A 20,708-nucleotide genomic window follows, 5' to 3' on the forward strand; every position below is an offset into this window, starting at 1 on the left:
GCTTCGGGCTGCGGAAGGAACGCATCTGCCACGCTTTTGCACTACATTGGTGCAATGTCCGACCCCGCGCCGCCACCGTCCCTCGATGCCCTGGGTACCCCCTTGGCCTGGGCCGCTGCCGACGGTCGCATCACCGGCTGCAATCCGGCCTTCGGACGCTGGCTGGGCGTCAGCGGCCGTCGCCTGCTGGGCCAGCCCCTGGCGGCGCTGGAGGTGCAGGGCGAGGCGCTGGCCCACTTCCTGGCCCGCGACGAGCGTGACAGCCTGCGCCTGCACCGGCTGGCACTGGCGGTACCGGGAGAGGCACCCCGCTTCGCCGAAGGCTGGATGAGCCGCCGTGATGATGGCGGCTGGCTGCTGGAGGCGCATCCGGTCGATGAGTTCCCCGGGCTTGACCCCACCCAGGCCTTGCCGAGCGCACTCAGCGCGGCGCTGAAGGGCCTGGCCCACGAACTGCGCAACCCGCTGGCTGGCCTGAAAGGCGCGGCGCAGCTGCTGGCGCGCCGTGCCGCACAGCGCGATGCCAGCGAGCGCGAACTGATTGAACTGATCGGTTCGGAGATCGAACGCCTCAACGGGTTGCTTGACCAGCTGCTGTCGCCGGCGCCGGCCGCACCGCATGCCGCCTTGAACATTCATGCAGCACTGGAGCGCGTGCTGCGCCTGGCCGAGAACGAAGCGGGCTGGGCGGTGCGCCTGCAACGCGACTACGACCCCAGCATTCCCGAGCTGGATGGCGACGCCGACCGCCTTACCCAGGCAGTGTGGAACCTGGTGCGCAATGCGATCCAGGCCGGCGCGGGCACCATCACCCTGCGCACGCGCGTGGAGCATGGTGCGCGGGTTGCCGAGCGGCTGCATACGCTGGCGCTGCGGCTGGAGATCGCCGATGACGGTCGCGGCGTACCCGAGGAGCTGGCCGAACACCTGTTCCTGCCCCTGGTCAGTGGTCGCGCCGAAGGCACCGGCCTGGGCCTGGCGCTGGCCCAGCAGGTCGCGCGCGAGCATCGCGGCACGCTGACCTACCGCTCGCGGCCCGGCCATACCGTATTCACCCTGCTGCTGCCGATCGGCAGCGGCACCGTTCCGGCCGAGGAGGCCCCGCGCGATGTCTGACGCGTCCCCTTCACCCCAGCGGATCTGGGTGGTCGACGATGACCGCGCCGTGCGCTTCGTGCTGTGCACCGCGCTGCGCGAGGCGGGCTACCGGGTCGATGATTTCGACAGCGCCGCCGCCGCCCTGCAGGCGCTGGCGGAGGGCTCTCCGCCGGCACTGCTGTTCACCGATGTGCGCATGCCCGGCGATGACGGCCTGGTGTTGCTCGACAAGCTCAAGGCTGCCTTGCCACAGCTGCCGGTGGTGGTGATGTCGGCCTACACCGATGTCGCCAGCACGGCGGGCGCCTTCCGCGGCGGCGCGCACGAATTCCTGTCCAAGCCGTTCGATCTGGATGATGCCGTAGCGCTGGCCCAGCGCGTGCTGCCGGCGGTCGCGCCGGCACTGGCCGCGCCGGTACCAGCCACGGAGGCCTCCGCCGACCCGTCGCCGCAGCTGGTTGGCGATACGCCGCCGATGCGCGCGCTGTTCCGCGCCATCGGCCGGCTCGCGCAGGCGCCGCTGGCGGTGCTCATCACCGGTGAAACCGGCACCGGCAAGGAACTGGTGGCCAACGCGCTGCACCGCGAATCGCCGCGTGCGCAGGGCCCGTTCGTGGCATTGAACACCGCCGCCATTCCCGCCGAGCTGCTGGAGAGTGAACTGTTCGGCCATGAAGCCGGTGCATTCACCGGCGCACAGCGCCGGCACATCGGCCGCTTCGAGCAGGCCGACGGTGGCACCCTGTTCCTCGATGAAATCGGCGACATGCCCCTGCCGCTGCAGACGCGCCTGCTGCGCGTGCTGGCGCAGGGCGAGTTCTTCCGTGTCGGCGGTCGCGAACTGATCCGTGTCGATGTGCGCGTGATCGCAGCGACCCACCAGGACCTGGAAGGACGGGTGGCGCAGGGGCTGTTCCGCGCCGACCTGCTGCATCGCCTGGACGTGGTGCGCCTGCAGCTGCCGCCGCTGCGTGAGCGCCGCGAGGACATCGCGCAGCTGGCCACCACCTTCCTGGCGGCGGCCGCACGCCGGCTGGATACGCCGACCAAGCGCTTGACCGCCGCTGCCTTGCAGGCGCTGCGCGAGCACGACTGGCCGGGCAATGTGCGCGAACTGGAGAACGTGTGCTGGCGGATGGCCGCACTGGCCGCCGCCGACACCATCGGCGTGGCCGACGTGGATACCGCGCTCAACCGGGCACGCACCCGGCGCAGCAGCACCGGCGGCACCGACCCGGGGCAGTGGGAGGCGCTGCTGTCGGAGTGGGCGCGGCGGCAACTGGCGGAGGGCGTGGAAGGGCTGCATGCGCAGGTGCGCGAGCGCGTCGATCACGCCTTGCTGGACGCTGCCCTGCAGATCACCCACGGTCGCCGCGCGGAAGCCGCGGCGCGGCTGGGCCTGGGCCGCAACACGCTGACCCGCAAGCTGGGCGCAGGCCGCCGCCGCGGCCCCCATTGAACGGTCCCTGCACGCGATCCTCGCATCCGCTTGCCGAACCGTTGATCCCTCATGGACGATGCCGTCCGTAGTGTCACCTGCAAGGAGTCTTCGATGCGCCTGTTACCTGCCCTTCTTCCGCTGTCCGCCGCCGCGCTGCTGTCCGCGTGTGGCAGTACGCCGAAGCCGCAGCCCACGCCACCGCCGCCGGTCGTGACCAGTACCGCACAGCAGGCCGAGGCGAATCTGGCCCCGGCGTCGGCCAGCATCGTCAGTGGCCGGCTGGTGCTGAAGGTCGAACCGGCAGGCGTACATATCACCGGCCTGGTCGGTGGCCTGCAGCCGATGCAGCAGGCAGGCTTCCATATCCATGAGCGCGGTGACTGCAGCGCCGTGGATGCCAGCAGTGCGGGCAATCACTTCAATCCCGGCGGGGTCGCGCACGGTCGCGCCGGTGCCGGCACGCATCACCTGGGCGACATCGACAACCTGCGTGCCGATGCCCAGGGCCGCGCCAACGTCGACATCCACCTCAAGGGCGTTACTCTGGGCGGAGGCGCCGCCACCGATATCGCAGGACGCGCATTGGTCGTGCACGCCAATGCCGATGACTATCGCAGCCAGCCTGCCGGCAATGCCGGCGTTCGCATCGCCTGCGGCGTGATCCGCGTGACGCGCTGATCGCCGCCGGCCATCTTCCAAGGAGAGCATCCATGCGTCTGATCCATACTTCGCTGTTCGCGGCCATCGCCGCCCTGGGCCTGGCGGCCTGCGGCAAGCCGGCCGACACCCCGCAGACCGAGACGCCGCCGGCCGCGCCGGCCGAGAGCGCAACCACCGAGCCTGCGCCCGCCGCAGAACCGGCGTCCACCGCCGATGCCTCGGCCACGGCCGAGCTGGCACCCACCCAGGGCAACGAGACCAAGGGCAGCGTCACCTTCAAGCGGGTCGACGGCAAAGTGCACGTCACGGGCCAGATCAGTGGCCTGAAGCCCGGCAGCGAACACGGTTTCCACATCCACGAGAAGGGCGACTGCAGTGCGCCGGACGGCACCAGCGCCGGCGGTCATTTCAACCCGGGCAAGCAGGACCATGGCAGCGTGGCCAGTGATCCGCACCACGGTGGCGACATGCCCAACATCAAGGCCGACGACAAGGGCGTGGCCACCATCGATGGCCCGGTGTCGAGCAACGTGAACATCGGCAAGGGCGATGATTTCGACATCATCGGCCGTGGCCTGATCGTCCACGCCGATCCGGATGACTACACCAGCCAGCCGACCGGCAACGCAGGTGCGCGCCTGGCCTGCGCAGTGATCCAGAAGGCCCCGTAAGGCCGGCCCCGCTGGATTGGAAAACGCCGGCGCAGGCCGGCGTTTTTCTTTGCATCCCTTTCTGTAGAGCCGAGCCCAGGCTCGGCTGCTTTTCCGGCGGCCTGAGCCGAGCATGGGCTCGGCTCTACAACACGCGGCCGCCGTTTCCTTGTCAGCGCGCCAGCAACTCGCGCGCGTCCTGTCCCGCCTCGCAATGCACGAACAGCACCGGCACACCGTGTGCTTCCAGCACTGCCGCCATCTGCCGCTGGCGCATCAGGAACTGCTCATAGATGCCCTGCAGGCGATCGCAGTCGCCACTGTCATGACTGTAGTGGGCGCACCAGCCGGCCGGATCGAACAACGCCATGCGCGCCTCGCCATGGCTGTAGCGCAGCAGCGGCTCCGGTGCGGCCTCGAGCCATTCATCCTCGCCCGGCGCCATGATCGCTGTCTCGATCAACGGCCACAGCGCGGCCAGGCCCTGGTTGTCGTACTGCATCGACATCATCGCGGCCAGGTCGTTCACGGTGAAATAGCGCGCATGCTCGATGCGGGCACCGAAACTGTTCTGCGCCATCAGCGCGGTATCGGCATGGGCCATGCCATTGGCCAGCAGCACCTCTTCCAACGCATCGGCCACCGCACGGGTGGTCGCCACATCACTGCCGGTCAGCAAGAACGGCAGCACACGCAGGCCGCCACCCACCAGCGTCGCATCGGCCTGGAACGGCAGCGGCACATCGCCATTGGCATCGGTACCGAAGGCCAGCAGCCGCGGGCCCTGGTTGCGGCCCGGCGCGCGCATCTGCAGTTCTTCCAGACGGCGATGGATCGGCCAGCCCGGGCGCAGCACTTCAGCCGGGTCGAAATGGGCGGCGGCCAGGACCAGGTCCAGCTCGGCCACGGCCGGCACCAGCTTGGACAGGTCTCGGCCGACGCGCTCGGCCAGTTCACCGGCCTGGTCTGCGCTGAGTACCGCCTGGCGGGGGATCTCGCCGCCGGCCAGTTCCAGGGCCAGCACGCCAAGGGCATTCATCGCGGGGTCGGGTTTGCTCATGGTTCCAAGGTTGGCCCATCACAGGGCGGCAGCTACACTTGGCCCCATTATGCCTGCTCTGTCGTGCAGGCCATGTTGCAGACACCCTCATCCATGCCAGGTATCTCCATGCCCAACGCTCGTCCCGTCGCCATTCTCGGTGGCGTCCGCATTCCGTTCTGCCGCCAGAACACCGCGTATTCGGATGTCGGCAACCTCGGCATGTCGGTACGCACGCTGGGTGCGCTGGTCGAACGCTTCGGCCTGCACGGCCAGCAGCTGGGTGAAGTGGCGATGGGTGCGGTGATCAAGCACTCCAGCGACTGGAACCTGGGCCGCGAAGCCACGCTGTCCTCCGGACTGTCGCCGCTCACCCCGGGCATCACCCTGCAGCGTGCCTGCGGCACGTCGCTGGACAGCATCATCACCGTCGCCAACAAGATTGCCCTGGGCCAGATCGAATCGGGCATCGGCGGCGGGTCGGACACCACTTCCGACGTGCCGATCGTGTACGGCAAGAAGCTGCGTGCACGCCTGCTGGCCGCCAACCGCGCCAAGAGCACCGGCGACAAGATCCGCGCGCTGACCTCCGGCTTCAAGTTCTCCGAACTCAAGCCCGAGTTCCCGGGCGTGGCCGAACCGCGCACCGGCAAGAGCATGGGCGACCATTGCGAGGACATGGCCAAGGAATGGAACATCTCGCGCGACTCGCAGGACGAGTGGGCGGTGTCCTCGCACAAGAAGCTGGCCGCCGCCTATGAGCGTGGCTTCTTCAACGACCTGATCGCGCCGTTCCGCGGCGTGGAGCGCGACAACATCCTGCGCCCGGATACCTCGCTGGAAAAGCTGGCCACGCTGAAGCCGGCGTTCGACAAGGTGTCCGGCCGCGGCACCCTGACCGCCGCCAACTCCACGCCGCTCACCGATGGTGCCGCGGCGGTGCTGCTGGCCAGCGAGGAATGGGCCCGCGCCCACGGGCACGAGCCGCAGGCCTACCTGCGCGATGCGCATGTCTCGGCCGTCGATTTCGTGCACGGCGAAGGCCTGCTGATGGCACCGACCGTGGCCGTGCCTGAGATGCTCAAGCGCAATGGCCTGACCCTGCAGGACTTCGACATGTACGAAATCCACGAAGCGTTTGCCGCACAGGTGCTGTGCACCCTGCGCGCGTGGGAGAGCGAGGATTACTGCCGCAACCGGCTGGGCCTGGAGGCACCGCTGGGCCGCATCGATCCGGACAAGATCAATCTGCTGGGCTCGTCGCTGGCTACCGGTCACCCGTTTGCCGCTACCGGTGCGCGTGTGATCGCCACGGCCGCAAAGCAGCTGGCCGAACGCGGCGGCGGCCGCGCGCTGGTGTCGATCTGCACGGCAGGCGGCATGGGCGTGGTGGCGATCGTCGAGCGCTGATCGCTGCAGAAGGCTGTACATGGAAAAGCCGCCCGGATGGGCGGCTTTTTCGTTGCGGACCCGGTGGGGTGCCGATCCTTCGCCGGCACTGCACCGATCAGGGAAGACGGGGGTTGCCGAACTCGTCGCGCTCTTCGTTGGCGTTGTACACCGGCGGTTGCGGCACCGTCGGCAGATCTTCCACGGTGGCGCGCGGCGGCACTTCATCGGCACCGGCCCCTGCCGTGCGCACCAGCGCCACACTGTCCTCGCCGCGCTGCAGGCGCAGCGCGTTGGCCAGGCACTGTGCAGCCAGGGCATGTTCACCCCGCTGGGCGAACAGCTCACCCAGCGCTTCCCAGGCCGGGGCACCGGCGCCGCTGGCGATCGCTTCGTGCAGGAACGTATCGGCAGCGTCCCATTGCTGCTGGGCCAGGGCGACGCGGCCCTGTGCCAGGCGCAGCGCCGCCGAATCGTCATGCACGTTGCGCCAGCGCTGCAGGTTGGCCTGGCGGGTGGCGAGGCGTTCGGCCGGCAGGCGGCCATACAGGGCCACCAGTTCGTCGTCCCAACGCTGGTCCAGGGCGTGCTCCAGCGCCAGCAGCGCCGGCTCGTCCCAGTTCAGCGCCACCGCGCGGCTGGCATAGGCGCCCACCACGTCGGGGGTCGGCCGCAGCGCTTTCGGCGTGGCCTCCCACTGCGCGGCCAACGCATTGACGTCGGCCGCTTCCAGCAGCGCCTGCGCGGCCAGGCGCGCTTCCAGTTCGCTGTTGGATTCGGCCGGTAGCACCTTGCTCTGACGCAGGGCGCCCAGCTGTCCATACGCTTCGTGCGCACGACCGGCGCGGGCCAGTGCCTCGGTGCGCAGCCACAGGCCACGCGGCGGAAGCGGCTGGATCGCGGCCACGTCCAGCACGTTGATCGCGTCCACCGGCAGGTCGCGCGCCAGCAGCTGCTCGGCGCGCAGCAGCGCCTGCAGGGTGGCATCGGATTCACCCAGCCGCTGCAGCAGCGCCTCACCTGCGCTGGCGTCAGCACGTGCCTGTGCACTGCGCACGGCATTGGCCAGCGCCACCGCGCTCACTTCCGGATCCTTGGCGGCGCCGTCGAGCAGCTTTTCCGCGCGCTGCCACTGCCCGTGCTCGTAAGCCTGCAGGCCATCGATCAGGCGCACCCGGCCCTGCTTGCGGCGGTAGCGGCCCCACGCACGGAACGGTGCGGCGATCAGGCTCCACAGCAGCCACAGCACCAGCACTGCAATCACCGTCAGCAGCGCCACCTTCGGCAGGTTGCTGTGATAGTCGTAGCCGCCATAGCGCAGAATCACTTCGCCGTAGCGGTTGAGATCGTCGGTGCCGAGCCATTGCGCGGCGACCACACCAATGGCCACGGCCAGCAACAGCACGACCAGGGATTGCAGGGGTTTCATTCGGGTAGCCTCCGGTCGGTCTGGGTGCGCAGCTGTTGCAGGGTGCTGCCTAGGACGGTGTTGCTGGTCTGCAAGGGAAGCTCGCGCAAGGCCTGCAGTTCAGCACGCTGCGCGCGCAGGGCCGGTGAATCCGGCCAGCGCCGCTGTGCCCACTGCTCCACGCGCGACAGCGCGGCGTCACGGCCGGCACCGTCGCCGCGCTCGATCGCCGCCCGGGCCAGGGTCAGTTCCAGTTGCAGTGCATCGTCGGCGTTGCGCCGTTCGGCGGCGGTCAGCGGACCGTTCTGGCGGCTCGGGCTGATATCGACGAAGGGCGCCAAAGCGGCCTGCCACCACGGTCGCGTCTGGTCGCCGGCCGGCGTACTGGCCACCTGGGTCGGCAGCCCCTGCAGGGCGCCGGCCAACGCATCCAGTCGCTGCAGCGCCTGAACGCGGGGTCCGGCACCCAACGCATCGAGGGCATCGCGCTCCTGTACCAGCGCCTGGCGCAGGTTCAGGCCCTCGCTGTCGGGCAGCGCGGCCAGCGCGGTCGCGGCCTGTGCATAAAGACGGCGGGCACCTTCGACATCGTCGGCGTAGTTCAAGCGCTGTGCGGCCTGGGTCAGCAGCAGTTCGGCCTCGTCGCGCTGCACGGCCTGCCGGCCCTGGTTGGCGCTGTCGGCGAGCTTGGCGAGGTTTTCCTCCAGCAGCGCGCTGCGCTGCGACAGGCCCAGCATCTCGTCGCGCAGCACACGGTTGGTTGCGGCCGCGTCCTGCAGGCGTTGGCTGGTTGCGCGCTGGTCGCGACGCAGCGCATCCAGCGTGGCCTCCAGGCCCTGCAACTGAACCGCCATCGTCCGCGACTGTGCTTCCTGCTCATGCTGTTGCTGCTGCCAGAAACGCCAACCGGCATAGCCCCCTGCACCGAGCACGGCCACCACCGCCAGCGGCAGCAGCAGCCAGCGCAGGGAGCGGCGGGGTGGGGAAACGGGGGCGGTGTCGTTCATCAGGCTTCCTTGTCGGCGGCGTCGCCGGAAGGGTTCCGGCAGGCAGCGTCAGGCACAGCATCCCTGTTGCCGACGACAGCGGCAAGCGTGACCCACGTCCCTGTTCAGGTCGCTGCCGGCCCGGTGAGCGTGGTGTGTGCAGCGGCGATCAACTGCGGGGTGGTCGGCCCCGCGCTGCGTACCACCCGCAGGCCCAGCGCCTGCGCCTGCACGCCCAGCCGTTCGCTGGCGACCAGCGCGGTGGCATGGGCCTGCAGCCGCTGCTGCCACTGCGGCGACAGCTGCTCCCACACACGTTGCAGGGCTTCACCACTGCTGACCGCCATCAGCCAGGGCGCAGAACACTCTCCCAGCCGTGACAGGGCGCGAGGCGACAGGCGCAGTGGTTGGCGCCGATAGACATCGGCACGTTCGATGCTGGCACCCGCCGCCTGCAGCCGGGCGGCAATCAGGCCCCGGCCACCGGGCGCGGTGACCAGCCCGATCCGCAGGCCCTGTACCGCCGCCAGTACCGGCAGGGCCAGCAGCCCCTCGCTGTCCATCCGCTGCGGCGCGTGAACCTCGCTGATGCCGTGCGCCTGCAACGCGCGTGTGGTGCCCTCGCCGACCGTCAGCCACGGGCTGTGCTGCGCCGGGCGCAGCGGCAGCAGCGCGGCAGCCGCCGTGACGGCTGCGGGGCTGGTGAACACCACCCGATCGCAGTTCAGCGCGCGTTGCAGCTGGCGCACCACGGCAGGGCCCTGCAAGCGTTGCAGCCGCCACGGCGACAGCGCCACCAGCTGCCCGCCGAGCCCAGCAACGGCGCGGCGCAGCGCCGCATGCTGGCCCTGCGGACGCAGCGAGATCAGCGTCCAGCCCGCGCCGCGGCACGCGCTGCCAGTGGGTATCGTATGGTCATCCATTGCCTGCATTATGCGGGCCCGCCGTTGTCGTGGTTGCTGCTCCGATGTCCGTTGATGCCCTGAGCTCCTCGTTGGCCTCCCTGCAGGAGGTGCTGGACTGCATGCCTGCGGTCCGTGCCATGCAGATCCGCCTGGACGGCTATGCCGATGGCGTGCTGCGCATCACCGCGCCGCTGACGGCGAACGTCAACGACAAGGGCAACGCCTTCGGCGGCAGCCTGGCCTCGGTGCTGACCCTGTCCGGCTGGGCGCTGGTCAGCCTGCGCCTGCGCCTGGCCGGCCACGTCGCCGAGGTCTACGTGGCCGACAGCAACCTGCGCTACCTGGCACCGGTCTACGAAGACCTGCACGCGCATGCCGAGGCGGCCGAAAGCGGTGCCTGGGACACTTTCCTGGCCACCTTCCGCCAGCGTCGCAAGGCCCGCATCAGCATCATCGCTACCCAGCCGGCCGCCGACGGCCGGGCCGCTGCCGAGTTCAGCGGTCGCTTCGTTGCCTTCGCCAAAGGGTAGGATGGCAGGCTGACGCCCTGCGGAAACCCCTGATGCGCCGCCTCATCCAGATCCTGTTGTGTTCCCTGCTGCTGGTCAGCGCCATGGCCGGTGCCGACGAGCTGAGCCGCAAGCAGCGCAAGATGCTGGAAGAGACCCAGATCGCCTACGGGGCGACGATCCGCTGGGGCAGCATGGACGACGCCATCGGCTACCTGGATCCGGTGCTGCGCAAGGAAAAGCCGCCCACCGAGTTCGAGCTCAACCGTTATGCACAGCTGCGGGTGTCCTCCTACCGCGAGCGCAGCAGCGCCTCGCTTCCTGATGGCCAGGTCGAGCGCCGGGTGGAAATCGGCGTCATCAACCAGAACACCCAGGCCGAGCGCACCGTGGTGGTGACCGAGCGCTGGCGCTGGGATGCCGAGGCCAAGCGCTGGTGGCAGGCCGGCGGCCTGCCGGATCTGTGGCAGGGGCAGTGACGGGCCGCGTCCGGCTTGTGCGACAATCGGCGCCCGCTTATCGACCCGTGACCTGAGTGAATTACGAAGAGTTGCTGGCCTTTGCAGGCCGAAACCCGATGCTGTCCGCGGCCCTGGTCGGCCTGACCGTGGCCCTCATCGTCACCGAAATCCGCCGCCTGTTCCGGGGCTTCAAGGGCATCAAGCCCGCCGAACTGACCCAGCTGATGAATGCGGGCGGCACGGTGGTGGTGGACCTGTCCGCCAGCGGTGACTTCGAAAAGGGCCACATCGCCGGCAGCCGCAATGCGCAGGCCAGCGCGTTCGGCCCGGAGCACAAGCTCGTGGCCAGCGCCAAGCAGGCGCCGGTGGTTCTGGTGTGCCGCAACGGCAACGCATCGGAAACCGCCGCCAAGGCGCTGAAGAAGGCCGGTTTCGAAAAGGTCTTCGTGCTCGAGGGCGGCATTCCCGCCTGGCAGCAGGCCGAACTGCCGCTGGTCAAGGGCCGCAACTGATTGCCGCAGGTGGCGGATCCGGCCTTGTATGGGCCTGATGCCGCCCCCATCGCAGTAATTCGACCCTAGTTTTCATTGCATTCACCTGGAGTTACTGGAAATGTCCGAAGAGATCACCAACGGCGCCGCTGCGCCGGTCGATGCCGCTACCGGCCCCGCTTTCACCGTCGAGAAGATCTACGTCAAGGACGTCTCCTTCGAGTCGCCGAACGCACCGACCATCTTCAATGACCAGGTGCAGCCGGAGCTGCAGCTGAATCTGAACCAGCAGGTGCAGCGCCTGGGTGAGAACGCGTTCGAAGTCGTGCTGGCCGTCACCCTGACCTGCCAGGCCGGTGAGCGCACCGCCTACGTGGCCGAAGTGAAGCAGGCCGGCGTGTTCGGCCTGGTCGGCCTGGACCCGCAGTCGATCGACGTGCTGCTCGGCACCCAGTGCCCGAACATCCTGTTCCCGTACGTGCGCCAGCTGGTCAGCGATCTGATCCAGGCCGGCGGCTTCCCGCCGTTCTTCCTGCAGCCGATCAACTTCGAAGGCCTGTACGCAGAAACCCTGCGCCAGCGCCAGGAGCAGGGCGACGCACCGTCGCTGGCTGACTCCGAGCCGGCCGGCAACGCCTGAATCCGTCGCGACGTCACGGATGAGCACTACCGCTGACAAGATCGCCGTGCTGGGCGCCGGTTCCTGGGGAACCGCGCTGGCCAGCCTGCTCGCCCGGCACGGTCATCCGACCGTGCTGTGGGGGCGTGATGCCGCCGTGGTCGAGACCATCGACCAGCGCCACGAGAATCCGCGCTACCTGCCGGGCATCCCGCTGCCGGACAGCCTGCATGCCACCACCGACCTGGCGTCGGCGGTGCACGGTGCCGCCTGGATCCTGGTGGTGACCCCGTCGCACGCGTTCAACGAGACCGTGCGCGCGCTGGCGCCGCTGCGTCCGGCCGGTGCTGGCGTGGCCTGGGCGACCAAGGGTTTCGAGCCCGGCTCCGGCCGTTTCCTGCATGAAGTCGCGCGCGAGATCCTCGGCGAGGACGTGCCGCTGGCTGTCGTCACCGGGCCGTCGTTCGCCAAGGAAGTCACCCAGGGCCTGCCCACCGCGATCACCGTGCACGGCGACGTGCCGGCGTTCGCGCAGACCGTGGCCGAAGCGATGCATGGCCCGGCGTTCCGTGCCTACACCGGCGACGACATGGTCGGTGCCGAGCTGGGGGGTGCGATGAAGAACGTGCTGGCCGTGGCCACCGGCGTTGCCGATGGCATGCAGCTGGGCCTCAACGCCCGTGCCGGCCTGATCACCCGCGGCCTCAACGAGATGCTGCGGCTGGCCGCGGCAATCGGTGCCAAGCCGGAAACCCTGATGGGTCTGGCGGGCCTGGGCGATCTGGTGCTGACCTGCACCGGCGACCTGTCGCGCAACCGCCGCCTGGGCCTGGCCCTGGGCCGCGGGCAGACGCTGCAGGATGCCGTGCGCGAGATCGGGCAGGTGGTTGAATCGGTGCAGACGGCCGATGAGGTGATGCGTCAGGCACGCCGACACGGCATCGACCTGCCGATCTCCGATGGCGTACGCGCCGTACTGCACGGCGAGCAGACCCCGGCAGAGGGCCTGCGCGCATTGCTGGCGCGCGAACAGAAACCGGAATATCCGGACACGCTGTTCAAGTAACCGAAAACCCCGGCCATGCGCCGGGGTTTTGTCATCAGGGAGTACCCCATGCGGGTGCCGGACCGGACACAGGCTCTGGTCGGTGCCAAGCTTGCTTGGCATCACGCGCGCAGCATATCCACGCATGGCGTGGATCCATTGCAACGCCCGATCACCGCGCCCGTGGCGGCGCGTTGCCGTTGTCCATGTCCGAGAAGATCAGCCAGGGTCCATCGCCCGCGCGCGTCAGCGTCAGCGTGAACTTTCCGGTATCGCTGACGTTGCCGCCAAACGTGTAGGCACCAATGATGTAGGCCGTGCTCCTGTCCACCGCGTACGCCAGCGCGCGCAGGCGCAGCGGGCTCCCGCCCTGTCCGGCGTAGGCGGCCGCGATTGCGTCGCGCCCGCGCACCGGCGGCTGGTGGCTTTGCAGGATGAATCCGTCTTCGGCGAACAGCGCCGCCAGTGCCTTGCCATCGCCGGCGCTCCACGCCCGCTCGTAGTCGCGCAGCACCCGATCCAGTGCCGCAGGCAGTGCCACGTCGGGCAGGCGTTCAGCGGGCGGCGGTGCGCTGCTGGCGTGCTGCGCGAGGGCAGGACCGGCCAGCAGCACGGTGGCAAGAAGGATCGCGGCATGGAAGGGTCGGCGCATGCGAAGAGTCCCGGGCGGTGGCGGAAGCCTGGCCGCAAGAATAACCACACGGGCCGGCCCCGGATCACGCGGCCGAGGGTGCGCGAAACCTCCCTGTCAGCCCGGACGCAGCAAGGTGCCGGCCTGCACTGACAGTGACAGGCAGGCCATCACCAGTCCTTCCATCACGCGATCGCCCACGTACTGCTCCTCCGGCCCGTTCTGCCGGACACGCTCGGCGGCCAGCAGCATCTCCAGCGCCACCCGCAGGCCGGCGTGCGCGCAGTCGGCATCGGCCAGCGCCAGTTGACGGCCAGGCAGCGGATGGCGTTCCGGCCAGGGCAGGCCATCGGCGGCTGCGCCGCTGCCGATCCGTTTCAGCGTGGCGATGAAGGTGTTGGGGTCGGACGGGGACTGTTGGGGGGTCGCATCGGCGTCGTTGGCCGGCGCGCTGTCGGAATGCGGAGGGGGAAACTCGGGTGTGGTCATTGATGAGGCTCCGTGCAGGACAGACGGTAGCCGCCACGGATAAAGGTGGCGGGCGGTACATGGTTCGAAATCCGGTAGATGCCAAACCGGTGGACCAGAAGGTCCCCACGCACCGCCCGCCATGACCGGCAGACGGATTGCCAGCCGACGCCACGCAAGGTGACGTCGGCTGGCAAGCGCAAACACTCAGCATCAATCCGGGATTTCGAACCCGGCCACCTTTTGGGGTGGCACCGCATCTGTACCTGTGTCACTGCGCAACGCAAATGAGCCGAGTTGTATTCAACCCACGATGCTCGACGCTTTCAGCATCCTCGCACACGGTTAAGTAGTCGCAGACGTTGATGGCGCAAGGGCCTCACGCATTCGGGGAATTTGCGACACGAGTCGTGGTTGAGTGCTTCGGGGTGCCGCGAAACTTGGACGATTGCGACAGCGCGGGCCAGAAGCAGGCATCGGCCCTCTACGACCGCCCGCGGTCACCCGCACCCTGCCTCTCGTACCAGCCTTCAGTACGGTTCACGATACGAACGACCGACAACATCACCGGCACCTCGATCAGCACACCGACAACGGTGGCCAGCGCGGCGCCCGAATGCACACCGAAGAGCCCGACGGCGGTTGCGACCGCCAGCTCGAAGAAGTTGCTCGCGCCGATCAGCGCCGATGGGCCGGCCACGCAATGGGCGACGCCCAGACGACGGTTGAGCAGATAGGCCAGGCCCGAAGTGAAATAGACCTGGATCAGGATGGGCACAGCGATCAGCGCGATGACCAGCGGCTGCTCCACGATCTGCTGACCTTGAAAGCCGAACAGCAGCACCAGTGTCAGTAGAAGGGCCGACAGCGAAACCGGGCCGAGTCGGGTCAGCGCCAGCTGCAGACCAGCCTCGCCGCTGCGCGAAAGCATCCAGCGCCGCAGCAGGGCGGCAACACCGACAGGTGCAACGATGTACAAACCCACTGACAGCAGCAGGGTGTCCCACGGAACAGTGATCGCGGACATGCCGAGCAGCAACGCGACCACCGGCGCATAGGCCACCACCATGATCGCGTCGTTCAGCGCGACCTGGCTCAACGTGAAGTTCGCATCGCCGCGGCACAGGTTGCTCCACACGAACACCATCGCGGTGCAGGGCGCGGCTGCCAGCAGGATCAGGCCGGCGATATAGCTGTCGATCTGGCCGGCTGGCAGCCATTCCGCGAAGAGGTGACGCAGGAATACCCAGCCCAGCAGTGCCATCGAAAAGGGCTTGACCGCCCAGTTGATGAACAACGTTACGCCGATGCCTTTCCAGTGCTGCTGCAACTGGCGCATTGCGCCGTAGTCGACCTTCAGCAGCATCGGGATGATCATCAGCCAGATCAGTGCCGCGACCGGCAGGTTGACCTTGGCCACTTCGGCGGACGCCAGTGCCGCAAAGGCGCCGGGCAGGAGGTGTCCCAGCAGGGTACCGGCCGCGATGCACAGCGCGACCCACAGGGTGAGGTAGCGCTCGAACAGGCGCATGCGCGCGGGCGCCGTCACGGTGTGCTGTCGGTCGGCTGCAACCGGCCGATCTGATCCAGAGCGTTCTGCATTGCCTCGCGGTCGGACCACAACGATCCGGGCAGATCGATCAACGCACGCAGCCGCGATTTCACGATGGCATGCGCGCGTGCAAACGCGGCTGCTTTCTCGGCATCGCTGCCTGCAACTGCGGCCGGATCCGGCTGGCCCCAGTGGCTGCGAATGAAGTCGCCAAACACCACCGGGCAGGCGTCTGCCGCAGCCGAATCGCACACGGTGATCACCAGGTCCATGGGCGCAGCATCCACGAACTCATCCCACGATTTGCTGCGCAGCCCATCGATGGTGATTCCTTCGGCCTGCAGCTGTGCGAGCGCGAATGGGTTGACCTGGCCGGTGGGGTGGCTGCCTGCGCTGAATGCATTGAAACGTTCAGCGCCCCAGGCTCGCAGCGTGGCCTCGGCAAGGACGCTGCGGGCGCTGTTGCCGGTACAGAGGAACAGGACGTTGCGTGTCATGGTGCAGTCGTTGTGATGGCAGGAGGTTGGATCGGACTTCAGCACTTGCATGCGGGCGCAGTGGGCCCGCACTCCTCGCTCGGCGAACCCGCGCAGCAGTTGTGCGTGAGGTACTCGATCAAGCCGGTCATGGCGGCGAAGTTGGCGCGGTAACAGACATTGCGGCCCTGGCTCTCGTTCTCCACCAGGCCGGCCTGTACCAGCTCCTTCAGGTGGAAGCTGAGTGTGGCCGGTGGCACCTGCAGGGCCGCCGCGATGTCACCGGCCACGCGCCCCGCTGGACCGGCTTCCACCAGCAGGCGGAAGGCCGCCAGGCGGGTGGCGTGGCCCAACGCGGTGAGCGCGACGATTGCATTTGACGTTTCCATATTTCTAGAATAGTCGAATGAATAAGACGATCGCAAGTACCCAGCTGCCGAATCTGAGGGAAGCCTCGCTGCCCCAGCCCGACCCCAGCCTGCTCGCCGCGGGGAATCTGGGACCGCCCCGCATCCTGCTGCTCTACGGTTCGCTGAGGCCGCAGTCGTTCAGCCGCAAGCTGGCCCTGGAAGCCGAGCGGCTCCTGCAGCATCTGGGTTGCGAAACCCGGGTGTTCGATCCGCATGCGCTTCCGATGGTGGACAGCGTGGACAGGAGCCATCCCGAAGTGCAGCGGCTGCGCGCGTGGTCGCAGTGGTCTGAGGGGCAGGTGTGGGTCAGCCCGGAACGGCACGGTACCGTCACCGGCGTGTTCAAGAACCAGATCGACTGGCTGCCGCTGGAGGACGGCAGCGTGCGGCCCACGCAGGGCAGAACGTTGGCCGTGATGCAGGTGAGTGGCGGCTCCCAATCGTTCAACACCGTCAACACCCTGAGGGTGTTGGGGCGCTGGATGCGCATGCTGACCATCCCCAACCAGTCTTCGGTGGCCAAGGCCTGGCAGGAGTTCGATGAGGACGGACGAATGAAGCCCTCGCCATACTACGACCGGGTGGTGGATGTCATGGAGGAACTGGTGAAGTTCACCCTGTTGACGCGGGGCCGGGCGGACTACCTGGTGGATCGCTACAGCGAGCGCAAGGGCGACGCTGCAGCGGCAGTGCTGGCGCAGGCCGCAGGGGCGACGACCGCAGCCGGCACCGGGTGACGGCACTGCGCGACGCCTCCCGGGTGCACCCGCCTCAGCTGGCAGCCCCCATCCGGCTGTGCCCCTCAAGGCGTGCCGCCGACAGATACCGGCAGTAGCGGCCGATGAAGATGCCGGTGAAACCACCGGACAGCAGCAGGTAGGCAGCGCTGAAACCTGCGTTCGCGCTCAGCGCGGGCGACACTGCGAGCGCCGTTTCGAAGCCATACTTCACCAGGAACGTGATGAGCAGCAGCGGCAGCAGGCTGTAATCCGCGCTGCGCCACAGCCGTCCCGTCGCACTGTTCATGGCTACACGCGCCCGGCGCAGCAACAGCCAACCCAGGCCCGTTCCTGCGCCGATGCCGACCAGCCACTCGCCCCAGGCCGACCACGATGCGCCGTAGCGGTGGCTGATGGACCACACCCCCCATGCCGCGAACACCGCCGGCACGATCGCCAGCGTAGGCAACGAGGTTTCGCCGGGCTTCATGGCCGCGATGCCCCGGGTGATGAGAAACACCATCAGCACCCAGACCCAGATCGGAGTATGCGAAAGGAGTTGCTGGAACAGGCTCATGACAGGTCCCCTTGGTGAGTGCCGGCGCAGTGGCGCCGGGCGGTGACGCCTACTATTCGCGCCGGAGCCTTCCCGAACCAGTGACAGGTGTCAGCCGCATGAAGGGACATGATGGGTAAGGGTGGCGCGGGCATGCAGCAGCATGCGCTGTCGACCAGCCCCAGAGTTCCCTGAACAGCAACTTCATTCATGTACCGGTCAGTTCAATATTCAGGGCTGATTTCGCCAACAAACGGATAATTCACACCTGTCGACCGCCTCTCCTCTCTCCCCCTCCCGGGAGGCGGTCGACGAAACCAAAATAATTAAAGGTGTGTCCCGATGAACAAGAATTCGCTGCTTGCCCTGGGTCTGCTGGCTGCCCTGCCGTTCGCTGCATCGGCTGCCGATGGCCTGTCGTACAACTACGTTGAAGGCGGCTACGTGAACACCGATGCCAAGGGCGGCGACGCCGATGGCTGGGGCGTGAAGGGCTCGGTGGCCGTCCACCCGAACTTCCACATCTTCGGCGACTACAGCGCGCAGGAAACCGACCGCTTCAAGAATGACGTCGACCAGTGGCGCCTGGGTGTCGGCTACAACTACGGCATCGCACCGAACACCGACCTGGTGGCCCGCGTGGCCTATCAGAAGTACGACGAGAAGCGCGGCCTGGACTTCAATGGCTACTCCACTGAAGTGGGCGTGCGCACCGCGTTCAACCCGTACCTGGAAGGCTACGCGCTGGCCGGCTACGAAGATTTCAGCAAGAAGCACGGCTACAACCCGGACGGCGAGTTCTACGGCCGCGTCGGTGCCACCGCCAAGTTCAACCAGAACTGGGGCCTGAGTGGCGAAGTGAAGCTGGCCAAGGCGGGCGACCGCGAGTGGTTCGTCGGCCCGCGCTTCACCTGGTAAGAAACGCTCTGTCGTTAGTGCGTGTAACTGGCGTGTGACTCTCTCTCTCTCCCGCACGCCATCGAAGCCCGGCCTCGCGCCGGGCTTCACTTTTCTGCGCCCCAAGCGGCTGGCGCGCGACTGAGAACCGCTCCGTCGCAGCGGAAGCCGTTCCGCTATGATCGCCCGCACATCGCTGCACCATGCGCGATGCGCCCGCCTCAAGCCCGCAGGAACTGCCGTGAATTCCCAGCCCGCACCGATCACCGCCCTCAATCACACGCTCGACAACGAGCCGCAGCAGATCACTGCGCCGCTGACCCACTCGGCCGCCTTCCTGGTGCTGAAGGTGAAGGATGATGCGGACTCGATCGCGAAGGTGCGCGACGTGCTGGCCAGCACCGATGACCTGATCAAGAACACGGCCATCCGGGAGATCGAACGGACCTTCACCTGCAATGTGGCGATCGGCCACCGTGTGTGGCAGCCGCTGGTTGGCAGCACGCCGCCGCGCGAGCTGCATCCGTTCCGCGAGATCAAGGGCGCCACCCACACCGCGGTGTCGACCCCGGGCGATCTGCTGTACCACATCCGGGCACGCACGATGGACCTGATCGTGGCGTTCGAGCGCAACCTGCTGATGGCGTTCGGCGATGCGGTGGAGACGGTCGATGAGGTGGCCGGCTTCCGCTATTTCGACGGCCGCGACCTGCTCGATTTCGTTGACGGCACGGCCAATCCGGAAGGGTTGTCGCTGCCGGACGCCACGATCGTCGGCGACGAGGATCCCGCGCATGCCGGCGGCAGCTACGTGGTGGTGCAGAAGTACCTGCACAACCTGGACGCATGGCGCGCGCAGAAGACCGAGGTGCAGGAGGCGATCATCGGCCGCACCAAGCACGACAACACCGAGCTGGACGATGCACCGGCCGATGCGCAGAAGTCGCACAAGACGCTGTGCACCATCGAGGACGCCGACGGCGAGCACGACATCCTGCGCGACAACATGCCCTTCGCCAATCCGGGGCGCGGTGAGTACGGTACGTACTTCATCGGCTACACGCGCCGCCTGTGGGTGATCGAGAAGATGCTCGAGCGCATGTTCATCGGCAACCCTGCGCCGCTGCATGACCGCATCCTGGACTTCTCCACCGCGATGACCGGCGTGACCTTCTTCGCGCCTTCGCGCAAGGTGCTGGCCGACCTGGGCGGGTGATGCCTGCCCGCCATCTGCCTGTCATCCGCGCCGTCGACGATGGAGCGCTGGACGACTGCATGAGGGTGCTGCCATGGAATCCGTACTTCGCGCCGACCGTCGCCGCTGGTGGCGACCGCTGGCATCGCTGATCGGCCTTCTGGCACTGGGCGGCGCCGGGGCCGTCTCGGCCGATGAGGCTCCACCGCACTGGATGGCCTACGCCGCCACGGCAGGCAGTGAGCTGCAGCAGCGCCTGCAGCAGGAGCAGGACCCGAAGGTGCAGCGCGTGCTGGCCTGGCTGCAGGCGCACCCACAGGTGCCCACGCCGCTGCCGGTCAGCCTCTGGATCGCAGCCGATGGCCGCATCGCGAAACTGGAATTCGACAGTCTCGGCGATGCGCAGGCGGACGCGGATCTGCGCGCGACGCTGCAGTCGGCGCCGCTGTCGTCGGCGCCACCGGCCGACATGCGCCAGCCGTTGCGGTTGGGGCTGGTGCTGCAGCCGAAGTGAAGTGCACTGCGCGGCACTACCGCGCCGGCAGCAGCTCGCGCTCCCGCGCCGCCGCACTCCAGGCGCGCAGGCCGAATACTGCCAGCCCCAGGAAGAACACATACAGCGCGGCCGTGACGTGCAGCGACTTGAACAGGTACGCGCCCACGTAAACCACGTCCACCCCGATCCACACCCACCAGCACGCCACATGGCGGCGCGCCTGCCACCACTGGCCGACCAGGCTCAGGGCGGTCAGCATCGCGTCCAGCCATGGCAGCGCCGCATCGGTGAAGGTGTGCATGACCGTGCCCAGCGCCACGCCACCGCACAGGCCGATGATCAGGTCACGCAGCAGTTTTCCGCGTGCCAGCGGCACGATGCGGATGCTGCCCTCATCGGCGGCGTGCTGGCGCCAGTTGATCCAGCCATAGACCAGGAAGCCGGCGAAGGCGACCTGCAGCAGCGTGTCGGAGTACAGCCTGGCCTCGGCGAACACCAGGCCGTACAGCGCCACCGACAGCAGGCCGACCGGCCACGCTGCCAGCCGCCGGCGCGCCATCAGCCATACGCCCAGCACGCTGCACAGCGCGGCGGTCCACTCGAGCAC

At 68.0% G+C, this 20,708-nt stretch carries 25 protein-coding genes; 14 read left to right on the forward strand and 11 right to left on the reverse strand.

The genetic code is table 11. From position 1 onward, the window contains the following. Window positions 1–54: 54 nt before the first annotated feature. The 4 genes from IMX13_RS02920 to IMX13_RS02935 all read left to right on the forward strand — a co-directional run bounded on the left by IMX13_RS02920 (window position 55) and on the right by IMX13_RS02935 (window position 3,870). The gene (locus IMX13_RS02920) at window positions 55–1,116 is read left to right on the forward strand and encodes an ATP-binding protein (protein WP_053518064.1); all 1,062 of its coding nucleotides are present in this window, start codon (window positions 55–57) and stop codon (window positions 1,114–1,116) included. Continuing rightward, entirely contained in the window at window positions 1,109–2,557 is a 1,449-nt protein-coding gene (ntrC, locus tag IMX13_RS02925; RefSeq protein WP_065174140.1) for a nitrogen regulation protein NR(I), read from the forward strand. The genes IMX13_RS02920 and ntrC overlap by 8 nt, the downstream gene beginning before the upstream one ends. Window positions 2,558–2,650: 93 nt before the next feature. Further along, window positions 2,651–3,217, forward strand: coding sequence for a superoxide dismutase family protein (locus IMX13_RS02930; RefSeq protein ID WP_053518061.1), 567 nt, complete (start codon window positions 2,651–2,653; stop codon window positions 3,215–3,217). Window positions 3,218–3,249: 32 nt separating this feature from the next. After that, window positions 3,250–3,870 carry a superoxide dismutase family protein gene (locus tag IMX13_RS02935; protein WP_065174141.1) on the forward strand — a complete coding sequence of 207 codons (621 nt, stop codon included), beginning with the start codon at window positions 3,250–3,252 and terminating at the stop codon, window positions 3,868–3,870. Between the two features lie 151 nt (window positions 3,871–4,021). Here IMX13_RS02935 and IMX13_RS02940 read toward each other — a convergent pair whose 3' ends face one another. Continuing rightward, window positions 4,022–4,909, reverse strand: coding sequence for a hypothetical protein (locus IMX13_RS02940; protein WP_128989265.1), 888 nt, complete (start codon window positions 4,907–4,909; stop codon window positions 4,022–4,024). 93 nt (window positions 4,910–5,002) lie between these two features. Between IMX13_RS02940 and IMX13_RS02945 the strand changes: the two genes are divergently transcribed. After that, a complete protein-coding gene (locus IMX13_RS02945) occupies window positions 5,003–6,298 on the forward strand; it encodes an acetyl-CoA C-acetyltransferase (RefSeq protein ID WP_193395722.1) in 1,296 nt (431 codons plus the stop codon). A gap of 97 nt (window positions 6,299–6,395) precedes the next feature. On the opposite strand, the gene IMX13_RS02950 is transcribed toward IMX13_RS02945, so the two are convergent. The 3 genes from IMX13_RS02950 to IMX13_RS02960 all read right to left on the reverse strand — a co-directional run bounded on the left by IMX13_RS02950 (window position 6,396) and on the right by IMX13_RS02960 (window position 9,603). After that, window positions 6,396–7,706, reverse strand: coding sequence for a heme biosynthesis HemY N-terminal domain-containing protein (locus IMX13_RS02950; protein WP_053518053.1), 1,311 nt, complete (start codon window positions 7,704–7,706; stop codon window positions 6,396–6,398). Next, window positions 7,703–8,692, reverse strand: a complete 990-nt coding sequence (locus IMX13_RS02955) for a uroporphyrinogen-III C-methyltransferase (protein ID WP_193395723.1) — start codon at window positions 8,690–8,692, stop codon at window positions 7,703–7,705. Before IMX13_RS02955 ends, IMX13_RS02950 begins: the two co-directional genes overlap by 4 nt. A 104-nt stretch (window positions 8,693–8,796) precedes the next feature. After that, window positions 8,797–9,603, reverse strand: coding sequence for a uroporphyrinogen-III synthase (locus IMX13_RS02960; protein WP_053518049.1), 807 nt, complete (start codon window positions 9,601–9,603; stop codon window positions 8,797–8,799). Between the two features lie 35 nt (window positions 9,604–9,638). On the opposite strand from IMX13_RS02960, the gene IMX13_RS02965 reads away from it, so the two are divergent. From IMX13_RS02965 to IMX13_RS02985, 5 genes are all read left to right on the forward strand, one after another. Beyond that, the gene (locus IMX13_RS02965) at window positions 9,639–10,106 is read left to right on the forward strand and encodes a YiiD C-terminal domain-containing protein (RefSeq protein ID WP_193395724.1); all 468 of its coding nucleotides are present in this window, start codon (window positions 9,639–9,641) and stop codon (window positions 10,104–10,106) included. A gap of 32 nt (window positions 10,107–10,138) precedes the next feature. Then, window positions 10,139–10,564: a hypothetical protein gene (locus IMX13_RS02970; protein ID WP_053518045.1), complete on the forward strand. Its 426-nt coding sequence runs from the start codon at window positions 10,139–10,141 to the stop codon at window positions 10,562–10,564. Between the two features lie 56 nt (window positions 10,565–10,620). Next, window positions 10,621–11,058, forward strand: a complete 438-nt coding sequence (locus tag IMX13_RS02975; protein ID WP_053518043.1) for a rhodanese-like domain-containing protein — start codon at window positions 10,621–10,623, stop codon at window positions 11,056–11,058. 100 nt (window positions 11,059–11,158) lie between these two features. After that, window positions 11,159–11,677, forward strand: coding sequence for a protein-export chaperone SecB (gene secB, locus IMX13_RS02980; RefSeq protein WP_004153553.1), 519 nt, complete (start codon window positions 11,159–11,161; stop codon window positions 11,675–11,677). A gap of 19 nt (window positions 11,678–11,696) precedes the next feature. Continuing rightward, window positions 11,697–12,722, forward strand: coding sequence for an NAD(P)H-dependent glycerol-3-phosphate dehydrogenase (locus IMX13_RS02985; protein ID WP_193395725.1), 1,026 nt, complete (start codon window positions 11,697–11,699; stop codon window positions 12,720–12,722). A 151-nt stretch (window positions 12,723–12,873) separates the two neighbouring features. Here IMX13_RS02985 and IMX13_RS02990 read toward each other — a convergent pair whose 3' ends face one another. The 5 genes from IMX13_RS02990 to IMX13_RS03010 form a co-directional block, all read right to left on the reverse strand. Next, the gene (locus IMX13_RS02990; protein WP_193395726.1) at window positions 12,874–13,353 is read right to left on the reverse strand and encodes a nuclear transport factor 2 family protein; all 480 of its coding nucleotides are present in this window, start codon (window positions 13,351–13,353) and stop codon (window positions 12,874–12,876) included. Window positions 13,354–13,449: 96 nt separating this feature from the next. Beyond that, window positions 13,450–13,821: a hypothetical protein gene (locus IMX13_RS02995; protein WP_065174145.1), complete on the reverse strand. Its 372-nt coding sequence runs from the start codon at window positions 13,819–13,821 to the stop codon at window positions 13,450–13,452. A gap of 463 nt (window positions 13,822–14,284) precedes the next feature. Further along, window positions 14,285–15,331 carry an ACR3 family arsenite efflux transporter gene (gene arsB, locus IMX13_RS03000; protein ID WP_180876376.1) on the reverse strand — a complete coding sequence of 349 codons (1,047 nt, stop codon included), beginning with the start codon at window positions 15,329–15,331 and terminating at the stop codon, window positions 14,285–14,287. Window positions 15,332–15,345: 14 nt separating this feature from the next. Further along, window positions 15,346–15,849, reverse strand: a complete 504-nt coding sequence (locus IMX13_RS03005; protein ID WP_065182163.1) for an arsenate reductase ArsC — start codon at window positions 15,847–15,849, stop codon at window positions 15,346–15,348. A 38-nt stretch (window positions 15,850–15,887) separates the two neighbouring features. Continuing rightward, window positions 15,888–16,217 carry a metalloregulator ArsR/SmtB family transcription factor gene (locus IMX13_RS03010; protein WP_053518034.1) on the reverse strand — a complete coding sequence of 110 codons (330 nt, stop codon included), beginning with the start codon at window positions 16,215–16,217 and terminating at the stop codon, window positions 15,888–15,890. A 17-nt stretch (window positions 16,218–16,234) separates the two neighbouring features. Between IMX13_RS03010 and arsH the strand changes: the two genes are divergently transcribed. After that, on the forward strand, window positions 16,235–16,975 hold the full coding sequence (arsH, locus tag IMX13_RS03015) for an arsenical resistance protein ArsH (protein WP_065182062.1): 741 nt from the start codon (window positions 16,235–16,237) through the stop codon (window positions 16,973–16,975). Window positions 16,976–17,009: 34 nt separating this feature from the next. Here arsH and IMX13_RS03020 read toward each other — a convergent pair whose 3' ends face one another. After that, window positions 17,010–17,534 (reverse strand): DUF6622 family protein, encoded by a 525-nt coding sequence (locus tag IMX13_RS03020; protein WP_193395727.1) that lies wholly within the window; start codon window positions 17,532–17,534, stop codon window positions 17,010–17,012. Window positions 17,535–17,855: 321 nt separating this feature from the next. Here IMX13_RS03020 and IMX13_RS03025 point away from each other — a divergent pair, with 321 nt between their 5' ends. The 3 genes from IMX13_RS03025 (at window position 17,856) to IMX13_RS03035 (ending at window position 20,119) form a co-directional block, all read left to right on the forward strand. Then, entirely contained in the window at window positions 17,856–18,431 is a 576-nt protein-coding gene (locus IMX13_RS03025; RefSeq protein WP_065174160.1) for an Ax21 family protein, read from the forward strand. A 220-nt stretch (window positions 18,432–18,651) separates the two neighbouring features. Next, window positions 18,652–19,626: a Dyp-type peroxidase gene (locus IMX13_RS03030; RefSeq protein ID WP_065174161.1), complete on the forward strand. Its 975-nt coding sequence runs from the start codon at window positions 18,652–18,654 to the stop codon at window positions 19,624–19,626. Between the two features lie 73 nt (window positions 19,627–19,699). Then, complete coding sequence (locus IMX13_RS03035; protein WP_193395728.1) at window positions 19,700–20,119, forward strand: hypothetical protein; 420 nt, start codon at window positions 19,700–19,702, stop codon at window positions 20,117–20,119. Window positions 20,120–20,135: 16 nt separating this feature from the next. Here the strand turns inward: IMX13_RS03035 and pnuC are convergent, their stop codons facing one another. After that, window positions 20,136–20,708 carry a nicotinamide riboside transporter PnuC gene (pnuC, locus tag IMX13_RS03040; protein WP_053518445.1) on the reverse strand — a complete coding sequence of 191 codons (573 nt, stop codon included), beginning with the start codon at window positions 20,706–20,708 and terminating at the stop codon, window positions 20,136–20,138.

This window comes from Stenotrophomonas sp. B2 (assembly GCF_014947095.1).
GTDB lineage: Bacteria > Pseudomonadota > Gammaproteobacteria > Xanthomonadales > Xanthomonadaceae > Stenotrophomonas > Stenotrophomonas maltophilia_P.

Excerpts from the sequence above, each read along its gene's own strand:
- arsH (WP_065182062.1), top strand. The coding sequence starts at position 16,235 with ATGAATAAGACGATCGCAAGTACCCAGCTGCCGAATCTGAGGGAAGCC.
- IMX13_RS02990 (WP_193395726.1), bottom strand. The coding sequence starts at position 13,353 with ATGCGCCGACCCTTCCATGCCGCGATCCTTCTTGCCACCGTGCTGCTG.
- IMX13_RS03010 (WP_053518034.1), bottom strand. The coding sequence starts at position 16,217 with ATGGAAACGTCAAATGCAATCGTCGCGCTCACCGCGTTGGGCCACGCC.
- ntrC (WP_065174140.1), top strand. The coding sequence starts at position 1,109 with ATGTCTGACGCGTCCCCTTCACCCCAGCGGATCTGGGTGGTCGACGAT.
- IMX13_RS02965 (WP_193395724.1), top strand. The coding sequence starts at position 9,639 with ATGTCCGTTGATGCCCTGAGCTCCTCGTTGGCCTCCCTGCAGGAGGTG.
- IMX13_RS02930 (WP_053518061.1), top strand. The coding sequence starts at position 2,651 with ATGCGCCTGTTACCTGCCCTTCTTCCGCTGTCCGCCGCCGCGCTGCTG.
- IMX13_RS02920 (WP_053518064.1), top strand. The coding sequence starts at position 55 with ATGTCCGACCCCGCGCCGCCACCGTCCCTCGATGCCCTGGGTACCCCC.
- IMX13_RS02955 (WP_193395723.1), bottom strand. The coding sequence starts at position 8,692 with ATGAACGACACCGCCCCCGTTTCCCCACCCCGCCGCTCCCTGCGCTGG.
- arsB (WP_180876376.1), bottom strand. The coding sequence starts at position 15,331 with ATGCGCCTGTTCGAGCGCTACCTCACCCTGTGGGTCGCGCTGTGCATC.
- secB (WP_004153553.1), top strand. The coding sequence starts at position 11,159 with ATGTCCGAAGAGATCACCAACGGCGCCGCTGCGCCGGTCGATGCCGCT.
- IMX13_RS03020 (WP_193395727.1), bottom strand. The coding sequence starts at position 17,534 with ATGAGCCTGTTCCAGCAACTCCTTTCGCATACTCCGATCTGGGTCTGG.
- IMX13_RS02940 (WP_128989265.1), bottom strand. The coding sequence starts at position 4,909 with ATGAGCAAACCCGACCCCGCGATGAATGCCCTTGGCGTGCTGGCCCTG.
- IMX13_RS03005 (WP_065182163.1), bottom strand. The coding sequence starts at position 15,849 with ATGACACGCAACGTCCTGTTCCTCTGTACCGGCAACAGCGCCCGCAGC.
- IMX13_RS02970 (WP_053518045.1), top strand. The coding sequence starts at position 10,139 with ATGCGCCGCCTCATCCAGATCCTGTTGTGTTCCCTGCTGCTGGTCAGC.
- IMX13_RS02985 (WP_193395725.1), top strand. The coding sequence starts at position 11,697 with ATGAGCACTACCGCTGACAAGATCGCCGTGCTGGGCGCCGGTTCCTGG.
- IMX13_RS03035 (WP_193395728.1), top strand. The coding sequence starts at position 19,700 with ATGGAATCCGTACTTCGCGCCGACCGTCGCCGCTGGTGGCGACCGCTG.
- IMX13_RS02935 (WP_065174141.1), top strand. The coding sequence starts at position 3,250 with ATGCGTCTGATCCATACTTCGCTGTTCGCGGCCATCGCCGCCCTGGGC.
- IMX13_RS02960 (WP_053518049.1), bottom strand. The coding sequence starts at position 9,603 with ATGCAGGCAATGGATGACCATACGATACCCACTGGCAGCGCGTGCCGC.
- IMX13_RS03025 (WP_065174160.1), top strand. The coding sequence starts at position 17,856 with ATGAACAAGAATTCGCTGCTTGCCCTGGGTCTGCTGGCTGCCCTGCCG.
- IMX13_RS02995 (WP_065174145.1), bottom strand. The coding sequence starts at position 13,821 with ATGACCACACCCGAGTTTCCCCCTCCGCATTCCGACAGCGCGCCGGCC.
- IMX13_RS02950 (WP_053518053.1), bottom strand. The coding sequence starts at position 7,706 with ATGAAACCCCTGCAATCCCTGGTCGTGCTGTTGCTGGCCGTGGCCATT.
- IMX13_RS02945 (WP_193395722.1), top strand. The coding sequence starts at position 5,003 with ATGCCAGGTATCTCCATGCCCAACGCTCGTCCCGTCGCCATTCTCGGT.